A 15,560-nucleotide genomic window follows, 5' to 3' on the forward strand; every position below is an offset into this window, starting at 1 on the left:
TCGCCCGTCGTATCCATGTCGACCGGCCATTGCGCCACGCAGGTGGCGCCCGGTTCCCGAGGACCGCCGTAACGAACAGGAGGCACCCCATGCCGGACTCCCGATACCGCTGGGTCATCGTCGCCGCGGGCGGCCTGATGGGCTGCATCGCGGTTGGCGCGATGTTTTCGCTGCCGGTGTTCCTGCGCGCGATCGCACGCGACACGGGCTGGTCGATGACCGGCATCTCCGGCGCGATGACGCTCGGCTTCATCGCGATGGCCTTCGCGAGCATGGGGTGGGGCAGCCTGTCGGACCGCATCGGCACGCGCCCGGTCGTCATCACGGGCGCCGTCCTGCTGTCGGCAAGCCTGGCGCTGGCGAGCCGCGCGCCGTCGCTGCTTGCGTTCCAGCTGACTTTCGGCCTCGCCGTCGGCGGCGCGACGGCCGCGATATTCGCGCCGATGATGGCGTGCGTGACCGGCTGGTTCGACACGCACCGCAGCCTGGCGGTGTCGCTCGTGTCGGCCGGGATGGGGATGGCGCCGATGACGATGGCCCCGCTGGCCGCGTGGCTCGTGTCGGTGCGCGACTGGCGCACGTCGATGCTGCTGATTGCGGTGCTGGCGGCCGTCGTGATGATTCCGGTGTCGCTGCTGGTGCGCCGGGCGCCCGCACTCGACGGCGCCCATGCGGCCCCTGCGCAAGCCGGCGAGCCTGCGGCGATGTCGGTCGCGGATGCGCTGCGCTCGCCGCAGTTCATCGTGCTGCTGCTGACCAACTTCTTTTGCTGCGCGACGCACTCGGGCCCGATCTTCCATACGGTCAGCTACGCGGTGACGTGCGGGATCCCGCTGATCGTCGCGGTGTCGATCTACAGCGTCGAAGGGCTCGCCGGCATGGGCGGCCGGATCGCGTTCGGGATCCTGGGCGACCGCATCGGCGCGAAGCGCATGCTGGTGGCCGGGCTGCTCGCGCAGGCGCTCGGCGCGCTCGGCTACTACTTCGTGCGCACGCTGGACGGGTTCTACGCGGTCGCGATCGTGTTCGGCTTCATCTATGCGGGCGTGATGCCGCTGTATTCGGTGCTTGCGCGCGAGAACTTTCCGCTGCGGATGATGGGCACCGTGATCGGCGGCTGTGCGATGGCCGGGAGCCTCGGGATGGCCGCAGGCCCCGTGGCGGGCGGCCTGATCGTCGATACGTTCGGCAGCTACGGCTGGCTGTATCTCGGCTCGTTTGCGATCGGTCTCGGCGCGTTCCTGATCGCGATGATGTTCCGCCCGTTCGCGAGCGCGCGGCAGGAAACTGCGGCTACCTGAACCGGGAGAAATGGAGGCGGGGTCGTGTCCGTTTTTCCGGGACGACGTGGCCCGGCCGGCGTCGTCGCAAATAAAAACAGGGCCCGACACCGGTCGCATTTGCCGGTGTCCGGATGGCTCGCGGCCCGCTGCGGCGCAGCAGAGCGGGAAATGAGGCCGATCGGCGCGCATGCGTCGCGATTCGGCCCCTAAAAAACGCAATATCGAGCATATATTCGAAGGGCCTGTCATACCCGCGTCACCCTGCTAGAATTCGGCCTGCCGCATTGTTCCGATTGACTGATGAGATTGCTTGACGCCCTGGTCGAACAACGTATCGCCGCCGCCGCCGCGCGGGGCGAGTTCGACGAATTGCCGGGTACCGGCGCGCCGCAGGCGCTGGATGACGACCTGCTCGTACCCGAGGAGGTGCGGGTGGCCAACCGTATCCTGAAGAATGCGGGCTTCGTGCCGCCGGCCGTCGAGCAATTGCGCGCGCTGCGCAATCTGCATGACGAAGTGCAGGCGGTCAGCGACCGTGCCGCACGGTGCCGGCTGCAGGCGAAGATCCTCGCACTCGACATGGCGCTCGAATCGCTGCGCGGCGGCCCGATGGTGATGCCGCGCGACTACTGCCGGCGCATCGCGGAGCGCCTGTGCGAGCGCGGGCTCGACGAAGCGGCCGTCGAAGCGGGGCCGATGTGACGTCCGACGCGCTGCACGACGCAGCCCGGTCGGCGGCCGAACCTGCTGCCGAATCTCCCGTTCCCGAAGCCGCGCCCGTATCGGCGCGCGACCTGCATTTCATGCGTCTCGCACAGGCTGCCGCCGAAGAGGCGCGCGCGGCCGGCGAAGTGCCGGTCGGCGCGGTGCTCGTGCGCGGCGACGAAGTGATCGCACGCGGCTTCAACCATCCGATCGGCGGGCACGACCCGTCGGCCCATGCGGAAATGGCCGCGCTGCGCATGGCCGCGCAGCATCTGCAGAACTACCGGATGCCCGGCTGCGAACTGTACGTGACGCTCGAGCCGTGCCTGATGTGCGCGGGCGCGATCATGCATGCGCGCATCGCGCGGGTCGTCTACGGCGCCGCCGATCCGAAGACGGGCGCGTGCGGCAGCGTGATCGACGCGTTCGCGAATCCGCAGTTGAACCACCATACCGAAGTGACCGGCGGCGTGCTCGCCGACGAGTGCGGTGCCGCGCTGAAGTCGTTCTTCGCCGAGCGCCGTCGCGCGCTGCGCGAAGCACGGCTCGCCCGTGACGCCGAATCCGGCGCGTCATAGGCGCGCCGCCGCACCCGCCGCCCGGCGCGAGCGGGGCGCACACGGTTCCGAGAACCGGAGACGGTTCGGACCCTCTAAGCAGGTTTGACGACCCGACACCTTTCTTCGCCATGTCCTTCCAGCCCGCCGCGTCCTACACCATCCGCCTGCTTGCGCCGTCCGGCTATCCGCACGACCCGGACGCGATCAATCGCGCGCTCGAACGCCTCAGCACCGCGCAGCACCGCATCGAGAACATCGAAGCGACGCAACGGCGCTTCCAGCGGTTCGGCGGCACCGACGGCGAGCGGGCAGGCGACCTGAACCGTCTTGCCGATCCCGAGCGGCCGCTGCCGGACATCGCGCTCGCGGTACGCGGCGGCTACGGCGCCGCACGCATCCTGCACGGGCTCGACTATCGCGGGCTCGAGCGCAGGCTGCGCGACCAGCCGGTCGCGCTCGTCGGCCACAGCGATTTCACGGCGCTCCAGCTCGCGCTGTACGCGAAGGCGCGCATCAAGACGTTCGGCGGCCCGATGCTGTCCGCCGATTTCGGCGCGGAAACGCCGAGCGACTTCACGATGCAGCACTTCTGGCAGACGCTGACGCAGCCGAGCACGACGATCATCGCGGAAGCGCCGCAGGTGCAGACCGTGAACGTGACGGGCACGCTGTGGGGCGGCAACCTCGCGATCCTCACGTCGCTCGTCGGCACGCCGTACATGCCCGACATCGAAGGCGGCATCCTGTTCATCGAGGACGTCAACGAGCAGCCGTTCCGGATCGAACGGATGATCTATCAACTGCACCTGTCGGGGCTGCTCGCACGTCAGCAGGCGCTCGTGCTCGGCCAGTTCACCGGCGCGCGGCCGTTCGAGTACGACAACGGCTACGACATGCAGGCGATGATCGACCAGGTGCGTGAGGTGGTCGGGATCCCGGTCGTCACGGGGCTCCAGTTCGGCCACGTGCCCGACCTGCTGACGCTGCCGTTCGGCGCGCAGGCGCAACTGGTCGCGAATGCGCACGGTTTCCGGCTCACGCTGTCGGACTATCCGCACCTCGGTTGAGGGGCGCGCAGTCGATCGAAAGGCGGGTTTCCCGCCTTTTTCTTTATGTAAGTGTGCAACTAACGGTCAAGAATTTTCGTCGACATCAGCCAGGTCCGTGCCGGCTCTTGCACCAGTTTTGTCAACAAAATGGCCGGAAGGGTATACGACGAGAAGCGCCTCTGTCGTACGTCAAGGCCTTGTCGCGCATGGATTCCGTGCATCGTGCACCGAGCGAGGTCGCATCGATGCACGCCGATTGTGCGCAATGCCGGAAAAGAATTGTTGACAATCTTTATGTCCGCCCTAGGATGAGGATCATCACACGATGCCGATCATGAACGAGCCCGAATCCCACCCGTCCGGTGCAGCCAGTCCCGAAGCGATCGCCGAGCGGATCCGCACGGCAATCCTCGAGCATCGGCTCGCGCCCGGTGCGAAGCTGACGGAGGCGCAGCTTTGCGACGTGTTCGGCGTGAAGCGCGGGGCGATCCGCCAGGCGCTCGCGCAGCTCGCGACCGACAAGCTGGTGGACCTCGAGCCGAACCGCGGCGCGTTCGTCGCGAGCCCGACGCTGCAGGACGTGCACGAGGTGTTCGAGATGCGCCGGATCATCGAGCTCGCCGTGGTCGAGCGGCTGGCGACCGGGCCGGGCGCGAAGCGGCTGAAGGGAGTCGCCGCGCTGATCGAAAAGGAGCGCAAGGCGTTCGAGCGGCACGACTTCGCCGCCTGGATCCGCCTGTCGGGCGAATTCCATACGACGCTTGCCACGCTGATGGGCAATGCGACGCTCAGCGCGTGCCTCGAAGGGCTGGTCGCACGCTCGACGCTGATGTCGGCGCTGTACGAATCGCACGGCCGCAGCCCGTGCTCGTGCGACGACCACGACGAGATCCTCGGAGCGCTGGAGGCGGGCGATCCGAAGCGGGCGGTGACGCTGATGGCGCACCACCTGCAGCATGTCGAACTGAAGATGCTGGACCGGCCCGCACAAGGGCAGGTCGATTTGCGCGAAGTGTTCGGCGGCGCCTGAGCGGCGACGCGAACCCGGCCACGCGCCACAAGAACGAGCGAAATGCAGGCCCGCGGTGTTTGCCGCGGGCTGCTGGTCCGACTCCGGGCGACGATCCGGAGCGATATCGATGACGGTGGAGCGGCCAAACGGCCGCGTCAAGGAGAAGTCATGGCTCAGTTCAGTGTGGCGCACGACAGCGCCTATCCGGCGGAAGAAGGCGGCGAGGGCGGCGACCCGCCACTGCCGAATGGTTACAGCGAACGTCTGTACAACGAAGATTTGGCACCCCTGAAGAATCAGACATGGGGTTCATACAATATCTTCGCATTCTGGATGTCGGACGTGCACAGCGTCGGCGGCTACGTGTTCGCCGGCAGCCTGTTCGCGCTCGGGCTGACGAGCTGGCAGGTGCTGATCGCGCTGATCGTCGGGATCGGCTTCGTGAACCTGCTGTGCAACCTGATCGCGCGCCCGAGCCAGCAGGTCGGCGTGCCGTATCCGGTCGCGTGCCGCGCGACGTTCGGCGTGCTCGGCGCGAACGTGCCGGCCGTGATTCGCGGGCTGATCGCGATCGCGTGGTACGGCATCCAGACCTATCTCGCATCGAGCGCGCTCGTGATCGTCGTGCTGAAATTCTTCCCGCAATGGCTGCCTTACGCGGACGTGCATCGCTACGGCTTCCTCGGGCTGTCGGCGGTCGGCTGGGCCGGCTTCATGCTGCTGTGGGTGCTCCAGGCATTGGTGTTCTGGAACGGAATGGAGACGATCAAGAAGTTCATCGACTTCGCGGGCCCGGCCGTCTACGTCGTGATGTTCATCCTCGCCGGCTACATGGTGTGGCGTGCGGGCTGGCGCAACATCGGCATCAACCTCGGTGGTGTGAAGTACCACGGTGCGGAAGTGATTCCGGTGATGATCACGGCCGTGTCGCTCGTCGTGTCGTACTTCTCCGGGCCGATGCTGAATTTCGGCGATTTCTCGCGCTATTGCCGCTCGTTCGGTGAAGTGAAGCGCGGCAATTTCTGGGGGCTGCCGGTCAACTTCCTCGCGTTCTCGCTCGTCACGGTGATCACGACGGCCGCGACGCTGCCGGTGTTCGGCGAACTCATCACCGATCCCGTCGAGACGGTCGGCCGCATCGACCATCCGACCGCGGTGATCCTCGGCGCGCTGACGTTCACGATCGCGACGATCGGCATCAACATCGTCGCGAACTTCGTGTCGCCCGCGTTCGACTTCTCGAACGTCGCGCCGCGCCTGATCAGCTGGCGCGCGGGCGGGATGCTCGCGGCCGTCGCGTCGATCTTCATCACGCCGTGGAACCTGTTCAACAACCCGGCCGTGATCCACTACACGCTCGACGTGCTCGGCGCGTTCATCGGCCCGCTGTACGGCGTGCTGATCGCCGACTTCTACCTCGTCAAGCGCGGCCGGCTCGTGCGCGACGACCTGTACACGATGTCGGAAAGCGGCACGTACTGGTACACGGGCGGCGTGAACCGCCGCGCGCTCGCAGCGCTCCTGCCGGCCGCGGTGATCGCGATCGTCTGCGTGATGGTGCCGGGCTGGCAGGGCGTCGCGAACTTCTCGTGGTTCATCGGCGCGGGGCTCGGCTTCGTGTTCTACCGGCTGCTCGTGAGCGCGAAGGCCTGAGGAGCGTGCGATGAAGATCCGACTGATCAATCCGAATACGACCCAGCGGATGACCGATGCGATGGGCCGCTGCGCGCGCGAGGTCGCGGCCGCCGGCACGGAGATCGTGGCGGTGAGCCCGCCGATGGGGCCGCCGTCGATCGAAGGGTATTACGACGAGGCGCTGGCGACGCCGGGGCTGCTCGCCGAGATCGCGCAGGGCGAGCGCGACGGCTGCGACGCGTACGTGATCGCATGCTTCGGCGATCCGGGCCTCTATGCGGCACGCGAGCTCGCGCGCGGGCCGGTGATCGGCATCGCCGAGGCCGCGATGCATGCGGCGAGCGTGCTCGCGCCGGGCTTCTCGGTCGTGACGACGCTCGCGCGCACCTGCGGGATGGCGTGGCATCTCGCGGAGCGCTACGGGATGAAGCGGTTCTGCCGCAATGTGCGCGCAACCGACGTCGCGGTGCTCGAGCTTGACCGGCCGGGCTCGGCCGCGCGCCGGATCATCGTCGACGAATGCCGGCGCGCGCTCGACGAGGACGGTGCCGACGCGATCGTGCTCGGTTGCGCGGGGATGGCCGAGTTTGCGCACGAGATCGAGCAGCAGATCGGCGCACCGGTGGTCGAGGGCGTCACGGCGGCCGTCAAGTGGGCCGAGGCGCTCGTCGCGCTGCGCCTCGCGACCGCGAAGCGCGGCGACTACGCGCGGCCGCTGCCGAAGCGCTACGACGGCGCGTTCGCCCGCTTCAGCCCGCCGGACGGGGATGACGCGGGACCGGTCCCGAATTTGCCGCAACCGCACATACACACCGTCTGACACGCACTATCTGCGCCGCTGTATGGGCGCGTATGGGCGTTTTCGCTACACTGGGCCGTCATCGCATCGGCTTGCGCAGCCGGCCTCCGGCACCCGCGCAGTCGATGCGAACCCATTATTTCAGCGAGCTTTCGCCGCACTTCGAACCATGTCACTCGATCCCAACTATCCTCGCGACCTGATCGGCTACGGCCGCCATCCCGTTCAGGCGAACTGGCCGGGGCGCGCCCGCGTCGCCGTGCAATTCGTGCTGAACTACGAGGAGGGCGGCGAGAACTGCGTGCTGCACGGCGATCCGGGCTCCGAGCAGTTCCTGTCGGAAATCGTCGGCGCTGCCGCGTATCCCGACCGCCACATGAGCATGGAGTCGATCTACGAGTACGGTTCGCGGGCCGGCGTGTGGCGCATCCTGCGCGAATTCGAGAAGCGCGGGATGCCGCTGACGGTATTCGGCGTCGGCATGGCGATCGAACGCCACCCGGAGCTCGCGCGTGCATTCGTCGAGCTGGGCCATGAAATCGCGTGCCACGGCTGGCGCTGGATCCACTACCAGAGCATGACGCCGGAACTCGAAGCGGAGCACATGCGCCTCGGGATGGAAGCGATCGAGCGCGTGACGGGCGAGCGTCCGCTCGGCTGGTACACCGGCCGCGACAGCCCCAATACGCACCGCCTGGTCGCGGAGTACGGCGGCTTCCTGTACGACTCCGACAACTACGGCGACGACCTGCCGTTCTGGATGGACGTCGACGTGTCGGGCGGCAAGAAGTCGCCGCAGCTGATCGTGCCGTACACGCTCGACACGAACGACATGCGCTTCGCGACGCCGCAGGGCTTCAACACCGGCGATCACTTCTTCGACTACCTGCGTGACGCATTCGACGTGCTGTACGCGGAGGGCGACGAAGCGCCGAAGATGCTGTCGATCGGCATGCACTGCCGGTTGCTCGGCCGGCCGGGCCGGTTCCGCGGGCTGCAGCGTTTCCTCGACCACATCGAGAAGCACGATCGCGTATGGGTGACGCGCCGTGTCGATATCGCGCGTCACTGGCGTGAACATCATCCGTATCAGCCCAATCATCGAAACGAAGGGAAAGCATGAAGGCGATGCGCTACACGTTGGAACAACTGAACACGATGGCGCCGAGCGCATTTGTCGCGGCATTGTCGGGGATTTTCGAACATTCGCCGTGGGTGGCCGAAGTCGCCGCGGGCGAGCGGCCGTTCGCGAGCATCGACGCGCTGCACAAGACGATGTCGGGCGCGGTGGAAACCGGCGGCGAAGTGCGCCAGCTCGCGCTGATCAACGCTCACCCGGAGCTGGCCGGCAAGGCCGCCGTGCGCGGCGAGCTGACCGCCGAGTCGACGCGCGAGCAGAGCGGCGCGGGCCTCGACCAGTGCACGCAGGAAGAGTTCGACAAGCTGCTGACGCTGAACCGCACGTATCGCGAGAAGTTCGGCTTCCCGTTCATCCTCGCGGTGCGCGGCTATGACCGCCACGGCATCATCGCGAACTTCGAGTCGCGCGTGAATCACTCGCGCACCGAGGAACTGCGCGCGAGCCTCGACCAGATCTACCGGATCGCGCGCTTCCGCCTCGACGACCTGATCGACGCCTGACACCGCAATACGGCCTGCTGCGTCGCAGCGGCCTGATCGCATCACTGAAACAAGGAAACATCATGGCTGTTCCGCTTCTCGATCCCAACGCACCCGACTTCACGCGGCGCTACGTGAACCTGGCCGACCCGCGTCTCGGTGCGCAGGCGCTCGAAGCCAGCGACGATTTCTTCGCGCCGAAGGACCGGATGCTGAACCCCGAGCCGGCCGTCTTCATCCCCGGCAAGTACGATGACCACGGCAAGTGGATGGACGGCTGGGAAACGCGCCGCAAGCGTACGACGGGCTACGACTGGTGCATCGTCAAGCTCGCGCGCCCGGGCGTGATCAAGGGCTTCGACATCGACACGAGCCACTTCACCGGCAACTTCCCGCCGGCCGCGTCGATCGAGGCTGCGTTCGTGGCCGAAGGCGCGCCGACGCATGCGACCGAGTGGGTCGAGATCGTGCCGTCGACGACGCTGCAGGGCAACAGCCATCACTACGTCGAAGCGAGCGATGCGCGCGCCTTCACGCACCTGCGCGTGAACATCTACCCGGATGGCGGCATTGCGCGCCTGCGCGTGTACGGCCAGCCGCAACTCGACTGGGCCGGCGCGAGCGCGACCGAGCAGTTCGATCTCGCCGCGATGGAAAACGGCGGTTACGTGGTGGCCGCGAACAACCAGCACTTCGGCGTCGCGTCGAACCTGCTGCTGCCGGGCCGCGGCGTGAACATGGGTGACGGCTGGGAAACCCGCCGCCGCCGCGAACCGGGCAACGACTGGGCGATCATCGCGCTCGCGCAGCCGGGCGTGATCCGCAAGATCGAAGTCGATACCGCGTTCTTCAAGGGCAACTTCCCGGACCGCTGCTCGATCCAGGCCGCATACGTGTCGGGCGGCACCGACAGCTCGCTGATCACGCAGTCGATGTTCTGGCCGGTGCTGCTCGGCGAACAGAAGCTGCAGATGGACAAGCAGCACTACTTCGAAAAGGACATCGCGTCGCTCGGCCCCGTCACGCACGTGCGACTGAACATCATTCCGGACGGCGGCGTGTCGCGCCTGCGTCTGTGGGGGACGCTCGACAAATGAAGACGCTTGCCATCGAACCGCTGACCAAGGAAGCATTCGCGCCGTTCGGCGACGTGATCGAAACGGAAGGCGCGAAGCAGATCCCGATCAACCTCGGCACGACGATCCGCTTTCACGATCTCGCGAAAGTCGACGTGACCGATGAAGACGGTCGCACGCTCGTCAACTTGTTCCGCGGCCAGCCGCGCACGCTGCCGTTCGAAGTGAAGATGCTCGAGCGGCACCCGCTCGGCAGCCAGGCCTTCGTGCCGCTGAACGACCAGCCGTATCTCGTCGTCGTGGCGCCCGCGGGCGATCTCGATCCGGCGAAGATCCGCGCATTCGTGACGAGCGGGTGGCAGGGCGTCAACTATGCGAAGGGCGTGTGGCATCACCCGCTGATCGCGCTCGGCGGCGTCAGCGACTTCATCGTCGTCGATCGCGGTGGCGAGGGCCTGAACCTGAACGAACAGGACCTGCAGGAATCGCTGTGGCTCACTGACGAAGCGCTGCACGCGCTGACGGCCTGAGTCGCCAGCGTATTCGCGATCGACTGCCTGTCGAAACCCGCGCAATGTGCGCGGGTTTTTTTTATGGACGGTCGCGCTCTCGCGACTCAGGTCGCTACGGCTTTGCGCGTGTCGCGTGAACCACCGCCGCCGCGACGCCGGTTCGCGACCGGCGCATGCTGTGCCATCAGCTCGGCGACCCAGTCGACGAACACGCGCAGCTTCGCACTGACGTGCCGGTTCGGCGGAAACGCGACGTACATCGGCATCGGTTCGAGCTGCCATTGCTCGAACAGCGGCACCAGTTCGCCGCGGGCGCGATGCGCGCCGGCCATGTAGTCGGGCAGCCACAGAATGCCCAGCCCGGCGAGGCCGGCCTCGAGGTACGCATTGCCGTCGTCGACCGCGAGCACGTAGCGTCCGCGCACGGTGACCTGCTCGCCGTCGCATGCCATCGCAAACGGCAACGCCTTGCCGGTGCGCGCCCACAGAAAACCGACGATCCGGTGATGGGTATCCTCCAGCTCGTCCGGATGCGTCGGCGTGCCGGCGCGGGCGAGATAGGCCGGTGACGCGTACACGCCGAGCCGCAGGTCGCCGACGCGCCGCGCGACCAGCGCACGGTCGGTCGGCTCGCCACCGCGCACGACGCAGTCGACGTTTTCGCCGATCACATCCACCACGCGGTCGCTCACGCCCATGTCGAGCTGGATGTCCGGATAGCGCGCATGGAACGCGGGCAGCGCGGGGATCAGGATCAGGCGCGCGAACGGGCTCGGCACGTCCACGCGCAGCCGCCCCCGGGGTGACGCGGACGCCGCGGACAGGCTCGTTTCGGCATCGTCCATGTCGGCCAGCAGCCGCACGACGCGATCGTAGTACGCGGCGCCGTCGGCGGTCACGACGACCTTGCGCGTCGTGCGGTTGAACAGCTTCACGCGCAGCCGTGCTTCGAGCTGCTGCACGAGTTGCGTGACGGTGGTGCGGCTCATGTGCAGCGTCTCGGCCGCCTTCGTGAAACTGCCGGCTTCCACCACGCGGGCGAACGCCTGCATTGCGTCGAATCGATCCATCGGGTCAGGGCTCCGCGTCGGTCGGAAATTGTTTGGTGCGTGCAAACAGTGTTGGACAAGGTTGCCGGTTTATCCGCCGCGCAACGGTCCTTAAAGTGCCTTCATCGTTGATGCAGGGGCGGCTTCGCCCCACAAACCGAAGGAGGTATGGGATGGTAAAGCGTAGCGTGGTTTTTCCGCCCGGTCGCCAGGCGCTGTACGACCGCAACCGCTATTCGCCGGCCGTGCGCGCGAACGGCTTCCTGTTCGTGTCCGGGCAGGTCGGCAGCCGCGAGGACGGCTCACCCGAGCCGGAACTTGGCGCGCAGGTCCGCCGCGCGTTCGACAACCTGAACGCGGTGCTGCGCGCGGCTGGCTGCACGTTCGACGACGTCGTCGACGTGACGGTGTTCCTCGTCGATCCCGAAGCGACGTTCGAGCGGATCTGGGAGATCGTCCCCGAATACTGGGGTGATGCGCCGCATCCGACGCTGACCGCCGTCGGCGTGACCTGGCTGTATGGCTTCCAGTTCGAGATCAAGGTGATCGCTCGGCTGCCGGAGACGGTCGACGGGTGAGCCGTGCCCGACACGGGGCCCGTGCGTCAGGGTGCGACGGGCGTCTCCTGTTCATACGCGCGATGCAGCAGCGCGACGAACGATGACGAATCGGGCAACGTCGCCGTGCCGAACCGGCGCACGGCGATCCCGGGCGTCCACGAATTCATCACGACGGCGCCGGCCATCGACGGCAGGTCGGCCGGCGTCAGTTCGCGATCGTGCTGCGCGATGCCCAGGCGCGACAGTTGCCGGCGCACGATGCGCATCGTGACGCCGCCGAGCATGCCGGCCACGGGCCACACGACCGCATCGCCGGTCCAGAATGCCAGATTCCAGATCGAGCCCTCGCTGATGCGCCCGTGGCGATCGACGAAGGCCGCATCGTCGAAACCCTGCGCGATCGCGCGGCGCAGGAAGTGTGTCTTTGCGACTTCGCCGACGTGCTTGATTTCCGGCAGCATGCGCTCGTGTTCGAACAGTGCGAGATCGAGCGGGCCCGCCGGCCCCGACGACGGCGCGGCCGTGCGGACCAGCACGTCGAGCGTTTCATCGTTGCGCGGCGCGACGAATTCACCCGTCGTCGCATGCACGGTCGCCGTCAGCGACAGCGCCGGCGGCGCGCGATCGAGCGCGACGCGCAGGAGCGCGCGAATCCGGTCGTCGGGCAGTGCCTGGCCGAACAGCGCGTTCGACGCATCGCGCAGCCGCGCGAGATGCAGGTCGAGGCCGCGCACGTGGCCGTCGCGCACCTGCATCGCGGTGAAATGCGCATGGCCCGCGAACGCGAGCGCGGCGAGCGCGTCCGTGGGGGCGGCGACGCCATTGAGCTGGACGACGGACGGGAACGGGGCAACGGTCATCGGCGGATCTCCGGGTTCGGTCGCGAGCGCGGGGCGGCTTGCGGTATCTTCAAGAAGACCTATTGTTTGCCGATTGATAGCGTCTTGAAAAACGAGTAGTTTTGGAACGGTCATCAAATCCGGTTTGAAGATCGATGGAACGCATGTGGCCCGGTACGCGCGCGCTGAGGACGTTCGATGCGGCGGCGCGGCACCTGAATTTCTCGCGGGCGGCCGACGAAGTCGGGCTGACGCCGGCGGCCGTCAGTCACCAGGTCAAGGAAATCGAGGCGCAGCTCGACATGGCGCTGTTCGTCCGCACGAGCCGCAGCATCCGGCTGACGCCGGCCGGTGTCGTGCTGGCGGCTGCGGCCGCCGATGCGCTGGCGGGCCTGCAGCGCGCGACGGCTCGGGCACGGCGTATCGCGCGAGAGCAGACGGAGCTGCGCGTGTCGGTCGGCGCGCGCTTCGCGACGCACTGGCTGTTGCCGCGCCTGCCGCGTTTCCGGGCCGCGCATCCTGCGTTCGATCTGACGTTCGACATCACCGACCGGTTGCGCGATTTCGATGACGACGACGTCGATGTCGCGATCCGCTTCGGCACCGGGCGCTATCGCGATGCGTGCGCACAGCGCCTGTTCGACACGTCGGTCGTCGCGGTCTGCAGCCCGGCGCTGCTGTCGGCCGGGCCGCCGTTGCGCAAGCCGCGCGACCTGTTGCGCCATACGCTGTGCCACGTCGACTGCGAAGTCGACGGCGTGACCTGGCCGCGCTGGTCGGCGTGGATGGCCGCGGCGGGCGTCGACGGGTTCGACGACAGCCGGTGCGTGTCGTTTCCGGATTCGAGCCACGTCGTGCAGGCCGTGACGGACGGCACCGCGGTCGGTCTGGCAGAGCCGCGCATGATTGCACGCGATCTTGCGGAAGGGTGCATCGTGCAGTTGTTCGACGTGAATGTCGAGGTGGCGCCCGGCCTTGCGTATCACGTCGTGTATCCGGAGCGCACGCAGGACGATCCGCGCATCGTCGCCTTGCGCGACTGGCTCGCGGACGAAGTCGCCACGATGCGCGCGTAGCGGTGGTAGCGGCGCGTGCTATCGTGCCCGCATCGCCACTGCACGACACCCTTTCCGGGTGTGTTCCTCCGATGAGCCAACCTGAAAGCAACCTCGCGATCCTGCTGAGCACGATGCAGCCCGAACTGCATCCGGGCGCGTTCGCATTCGTATCGCTGCCGACCGACGCAGACGTGTCGTTATCCGACGCGATCGCGACATTCCGCGAAGCGGAAGGGCTGACGGTCGTCGTCGGCGAGGAGACGGCCGCGCGTCGCGGCTGGCCCGTGCTGTTCCGCGCCGCCTGGATCACGCTGACCGTGCATTCCGACCTTGCGGCCGTGGGCCTTACGGCGGCCTTTGCACGGGCACTCGGCGCGGCCGGCATCAGCTGCAACGTGATGGCGGCCGCCTGCCACGATCACATCTTCGTGCCGTTCGACGACGGCCCGCGCGCGCTCGATGCACTTGTCGCGCTCCAGCGCGACGCGATGCGCGGCGAGCGCTAGCAACGCATTTTCAACGCGCAAAAAAAACGGGCCCATTATCGGGCCCGAGAACGGAGAGGATTGCGCCGGAAAACGACCCCGGCGCACGGCGGCTTACTTGTTCGCGCCACCCTCGAACCAGGCGGCGAGCTTCGTCCGCTCGTCGTCGGTCATGTGCGTGACGTTGCCGATCGGCATCGCCTTCAGGCGCACGGCCTGTTCGTAGATACGCTGCGCGTTCTTCGACACTTCGTCCGGCGTGTCGAACATCACGCCGGCGGGCGCGCTGCCCATCAGCGTCGGCTTCGCCGAGTGGCACTCGACGCAGCGTTGCTGCAGGACCGGCATGATGTCGGCGATCACGACCTTCGGCGCGTTTGCGGCTTGTGCTTCCGGTGCGACCGGCTTCGGCATCGTCCACACCAGCGCACCCGACAGCAGGGCGACGCCGCCGATCGGCAGGTACCACAGCTGCTTGCCGCGGTGACGCATCACGAAGAACTGGCGGATCAGTGCACCGGCCAGCATGATCATCACGAGCACGACCCAGTTGAACTTGTTCGTGTAGGTCATTGCATAGTGGTTCGACAGCATCGCGAACACGACCGGCAGCGTGAAATACGTGTTGTGCACCGAGCGCTGCTTGCCGCGCTTGCCGTAGATCGGATTCGGCTCTTCGCCCTTGAGCATCTTGTCGACCATCTTGCGCTGGCCGGGGATGATCACGAAGAACACGTTCGCCGACATGATCGTTGCGAGCATCGCGCCGACGATCAGGTACGCGGCACGACCCGCGAAGATGTGGCATGCGAGGTACGCGGCAGCGACCACGTAGATGCCGACGCAGATGCCGAGCACGCGATCGTTGGTGCCGAGGACGCGGCACAGCGAGTCGTAGACGATCCAGCCGGCTGCGAGGAAGCCGAGTGCGGATGCGACGGCAACCACCGGGCCCATGTCGAGCACGCTCTTGTCGATCAGGTACGTGTTCGGTGCGAGCAGGTACAGCACGAAGAACAGCGAGAAGCCCGACAGCCAGGTCGTGTACGACGGCCACTTCGACCAGTGCAGGTCATCCGGCATTTCCGGCGGGGCGACCGTGTACTTCTGCATGTTGTAGAAGCCGCCACCGTGGACGTGCCACAGCTCGCCGAACACACCGCGCTTGCGCTGGTTCGGGTCGGTTGGCGGTTTCAGGCTGTTGTCGAGCGCGACGAAATAGAACGACTCGCCGATCCACGCAATGGCGACGATGACGTGCAGCCATCGCAGCGCGAGGTTCAGCCAGTCGGTGATGAGGCCTTCCATGAAACTCCTC

The 15,560-nt window shown here is 67.0% G+C and carries 17 protein-coding genes; 14 read left to right on the plus strand and 3 right to left on the minus strand.

Annotation, left to right across the window (positions count from 1 at the left end):
* Nucleotides 1–89: 89 nt before the first annotated feature.
* From BDI24065_RS22050 to BDI24065_RS22100, 11 genes are all read left to right on the plus strand, one after another.
* Nucleotides 90–1,301 (plus strand): MFS transporter, encoded by a 1,212-nt coding sequence (locus BDI24065_RS22050; RefSeq protein WP_175033066.1) that lies wholly within the window; start codon nt 90–92, stop codon nt 1,299–1,301.
* Between the two features lie 282 nt (nt 1,302–1,583).
* On the plus strand, nt 1,584–1,985 hold the full coding sequence (locus BDI24065_RS22055; protein WP_175033067.1) for a DnaJ family domain-containing protein: 402 nt from the start codon (nt 1,584–1,586) through the stop codon (nt 1,983–1,985).
* Entirely contained in the window at nt 1,982–2,566 is a 585-nt protein-coding gene (gene tadA / locus BDI24065_RS22060) for a tRNA adenosine(34) deaminase TadA (protein ID WP_175033068.1), read from the plus strand. Before BDI24065_RS22055 ends, tadA begins: the two co-directional genes overlap by 4 nt.
* 110 nt (nt 2,567–2,676) lie before the next feature.
* On the plus strand, nt 2,677–3,615 hold the full coding sequence (gene ldcA, locus BDI24065_RS22065; protein ID WP_175033069.1) for a muramoyltetrapeptide carboxypeptidase: 939 nt from the start codon (nt 2,677–2,679) through the stop codon (nt 3,613–3,615).
* A 307-nt stretch (nt 3,616–3,922) separates the two neighbouring features.
* Entirely contained in the window at nt 3,923–4,627 is a 705-nt protein-coding gene (locus BDI24065_RS22070; protein ID WP_175033070.1) for a GntR family transcriptional regulator, read from the plus strand.
* 150 nt (nt 4,628–4,777) lie between these two features.
* Nucleotides 4,778–6,262, plus strand: a complete 1,485-nt coding sequence (locus BDI24065_RS22075; protein WP_175033071.1) for an NCS1 family nucleobase:cation symporter-1 — start codon at nt 4,778–4,780, stop codon at nt 6,260–6,262.
* A gap of 10 nt (nt 6,263–6,272) precedes the next feature.
* Nucleotides 6,273–7,064: an aspartate/glutamate racemase family protein gene (locus BDI24065_RS22080; RefSeq protein ID WP_175033072.1), complete on the plus strand. Its 792-nt coding sequence runs from the start codon at nt 6,273–6,275 to the stop codon at nt 7,062–7,064.
* A 148-nt stretch (nt 7,065–7,212) separates the two neighbouring features.
* A complete protein-coding gene (gene puuE / locus BDI24065_RS22085) occupies nt 7,213–8,166 on the plus strand; it encodes an allantoinase PuuE (protein WP_043187981.1) in 954 nt (317 codons plus the stop codon).
* Nucleotides 8,163–8,684, plus strand: coding sequence for a 2-oxo-4-hydroxy-4-carboxy-5-ureidoimidazoline decarboxylase (uraD, locus tag BDI24065_RS22090; protein WP_011352410.1), 522 nt, complete (start codon nt 8,163–8,165; stop codon nt 8,682–8,684). The genes puuE and uraD overlap by 4 nt, the downstream gene beginning before the upstream one ends.
* Before the next feature lie 62 nt (nt 8,685–8,746).
* Nucleotides 8,747–9,760 (plus strand): allantoicase, encoded by a 1,014-nt coding sequence (gene alc, locus BDI24065_RS22095; protein ID WP_174979693.1) that lies wholly within the window; start codon nt 8,747–8,749, stop codon nt 9,758–9,760.
* The gene (locus BDI24065_RS22100; protein ID WP_175033073.1) at nt 9,757–10,269 is read left to right on the plus strand and encodes an ureidoglycolate lyase; all 513 of its coding nucleotides are present in this window, start codon (nt 9,757–9,759) and stop codon (nt 10,267–10,269) included. Before alc ends, BDI24065_RS22100 begins: the two co-directional genes overlap by 4 nt.
* An 86-nt stretch (nt 10,270–10,355) precedes the next feature.
* Here BDI24065_RS22100 and BDI24065_RS22105 read toward each other — a convergent pair whose 3' ends face one another.
* A complete protein-coding gene (locus tag BDI24065_RS22105; RefSeq protein WP_175033074.1) occupies nt 10,356–11,321 on the minus strand; it encodes a LysR family transcriptional regulator in 966 nt (321 codons plus the stop codon).
* A 152-nt stretch (nt 11,322–11,473) separates the two neighbouring features.
* On the opposite strand from BDI24065_RS22105, the gene BDI24065_RS22110 reads away from it, so the two are divergent.
* Nucleotides 11,474–11,878 (plus strand): RidA family protein, encoded by a 405-nt coding sequence (locus BDI24065_RS22110; protein ID WP_175033075.1) that lies wholly within the window; start codon nt 11,474–11,476, stop codon nt 11,876–11,878.
* A gap of 26 nt (nt 11,879–11,904) precedes the next feature.
* Here BDI24065_RS22110 and BDI24065_RS22115 read toward each other — a convergent pair whose 3' ends face one another.
* The gene (locus BDI24065_RS22115; protein ID WP_175033076.1) at nt 11,905–12,720 is read right to left on the minus strand and encodes an aminotransferase class IV family protein; all 816 of its coding nucleotides are present in this window, start codon (nt 12,718–12,720) and stop codon (nt 11,905–11,907) included.
* A 134-nt stretch (nt 12,721–12,854) separates the two neighbouring features.
* Here BDI24065_RS22115 and BDI24065_RS22120 point away from each other — a divergent pair, with 134 nt between their 5' ends.
* Together BDI24065_RS22120 and BDI24065_RS22125 are read left to right on the plus strand one after the other, a co-directional pair.
* On the plus strand, nt 12,855–13,775 hold the full coding sequence (locus tag BDI24065_RS22120) for a LysR substrate-binding domain-containing protein (protein WP_175033077.1): 921 nt from the start codon (nt 12,855–12,857) through the stop codon (nt 13,773–13,775).
* A gap of 71 nt (nt 13,776–13,846) precedes the next feature.
* Nucleotides 13,847–14,263 (plus strand): ACT domain-containing protein, encoded by a 417-nt coding sequence (locus BDI24065_RS22125; protein ID WP_175033078.1) that lies wholly within the window; start codon nt 13,847–13,849, stop codon nt 14,261–14,263.
* A gap of 93 nt (nt 14,264–14,356) precedes the next feature.
* Here the strand turns inward: BDI24065_RS22125 and BDI24065_RS22130 are convergent, their stop codons facing one another.
* Complete coding sequence (locus BDI24065_RS22130) at nt 14,357–15,550, minus strand: urate hydroxylase PuuD (protein WP_175033079.1); 1,194 nt, start codon at nt 15,548–15,550, stop codon at nt 14,357–14,359.
* Between the last annotated feature and the right edge of the window lie 10 nt (nt 15,551–15,560).

This window comes from Burkholderia lata (genome assembly GCF_902499025.1).
GTDB lineage: Bacteria > Pseudomonadota > Gammaproteobacteria > Burkholderiales > Burkholderiaceae > Burkholderia > Burkholderia lata_C.

Excerpts from the sequence above, each read along its gene's own strand:
- BDI24065_RS22050 (WP_175033066.1), top strand. The coding sequence starts at position 90 with ATGCCGGACTCCCGATACCGCTGGGTCATCGTCGCCGCGGGCGGCCTG.
- BDI24065_RS22055 (WP_175033067.1), top strand. The coding sequence starts at position 1,584 with ATGAGATTGCTTGACGCCCTGGTCGAACAACGTATCGCCGCCGCCGCC.
- ldcA (WP_175033069.1), top strand. The coding sequence starts at position 2,677 with ATGTCCTTCCAGCCCGCCGCGTCCTACACCATCCGCCTGCTTGCGCCG.
- BDI24065_RS22070 (WP_175033070.1), top strand. The coding sequence starts at position 3,923 with ATGCCGATCATGAACGAGCCCGAATCCCACCCGTCCGGTGCAGCCAGT.
- BDI24065_RS22075 (WP_175033071.1), top strand. The coding sequence starts at position 4,778 with ATGGCTCAGTTCAGTGTGGCGCACGACAGCGCCTATCCGGCGGAAGAA.
- BDI24065_RS22080 (WP_175033072.1), top strand. The coding sequence starts at position 6,273 with ATGAAGATCCGACTGATCAATCCGAATACGACCCAGCGGATGACCGAT.
- puuE (WP_043187981.1), top strand. The coding sequence starts at position 7,213 with ATGTCACTCGATCCCAACTATCCTCGCGACCTGATCGGCTACGGCCGC.
- uraD (WP_011352410.1), top strand. The coding sequence starts at position 8,163 with ATGAAGGCGATGCGCTACACGTTGGAACAACTGAACACGATGGCGCCG.
- alc (WP_174979693.1), top strand. The coding sequence starts at position 8,747 with ATGGCTGTTCCGCTTCTCGATCCCAACGCACCCGACTTCACGCGGCGC.
- BDI24065_RS22100 (WP_175033073.1), top strand. The coding sequence starts at position 9,757 with ATGAAGACGCTTGCCATCGAACCGCTGACCAAGGAAGCATTCGCGCCG.
- BDI24065_RS22105 (WP_175033074.1), bottom strand. The coding sequence starts at position 11,321 with ATGGATCGATTCGACGCAATGCAGGCGTTCGCCCGCGTGGTGGAAGCC.
- BDI24065_RS22110 (WP_175033075.1), top strand. The coding sequence starts at position 11,474 with ATGGTAAAGCGTAGCGTGGTTTTTCCGCCCGGTCGCCAGGCGCTGTAC.
- BDI24065_RS22115 (WP_175033076.1), bottom strand. The coding sequence starts at position 12,720 with ATGACCGTTGCCCCGTTCCCGTCCGTCGTCCAGCTCAATGGCGTCGCC.
- BDI24065_RS22120 (WP_175033077.1), top strand. The coding sequence starts at position 12,855 with ATGGAACGCATGTGGCCCGGTACGCGCGCGCTGAGGACGTTCGATGCG.
- BDI24065_RS22125 (WP_175033078.1), top strand. The coding sequence starts at position 13,847 with ATGAGCCAACCTGAAAGCAACCTCGCGATCCTGCTGAGCACGATGCAG.
- BDI24065_RS22130 (WP_175033079.1), bottom strand. The coding sequence starts at position 15,550 with ATGGAAGGCCTCATCACCGACTGGCTGAACCTCGCGCTGCGATGGCTG.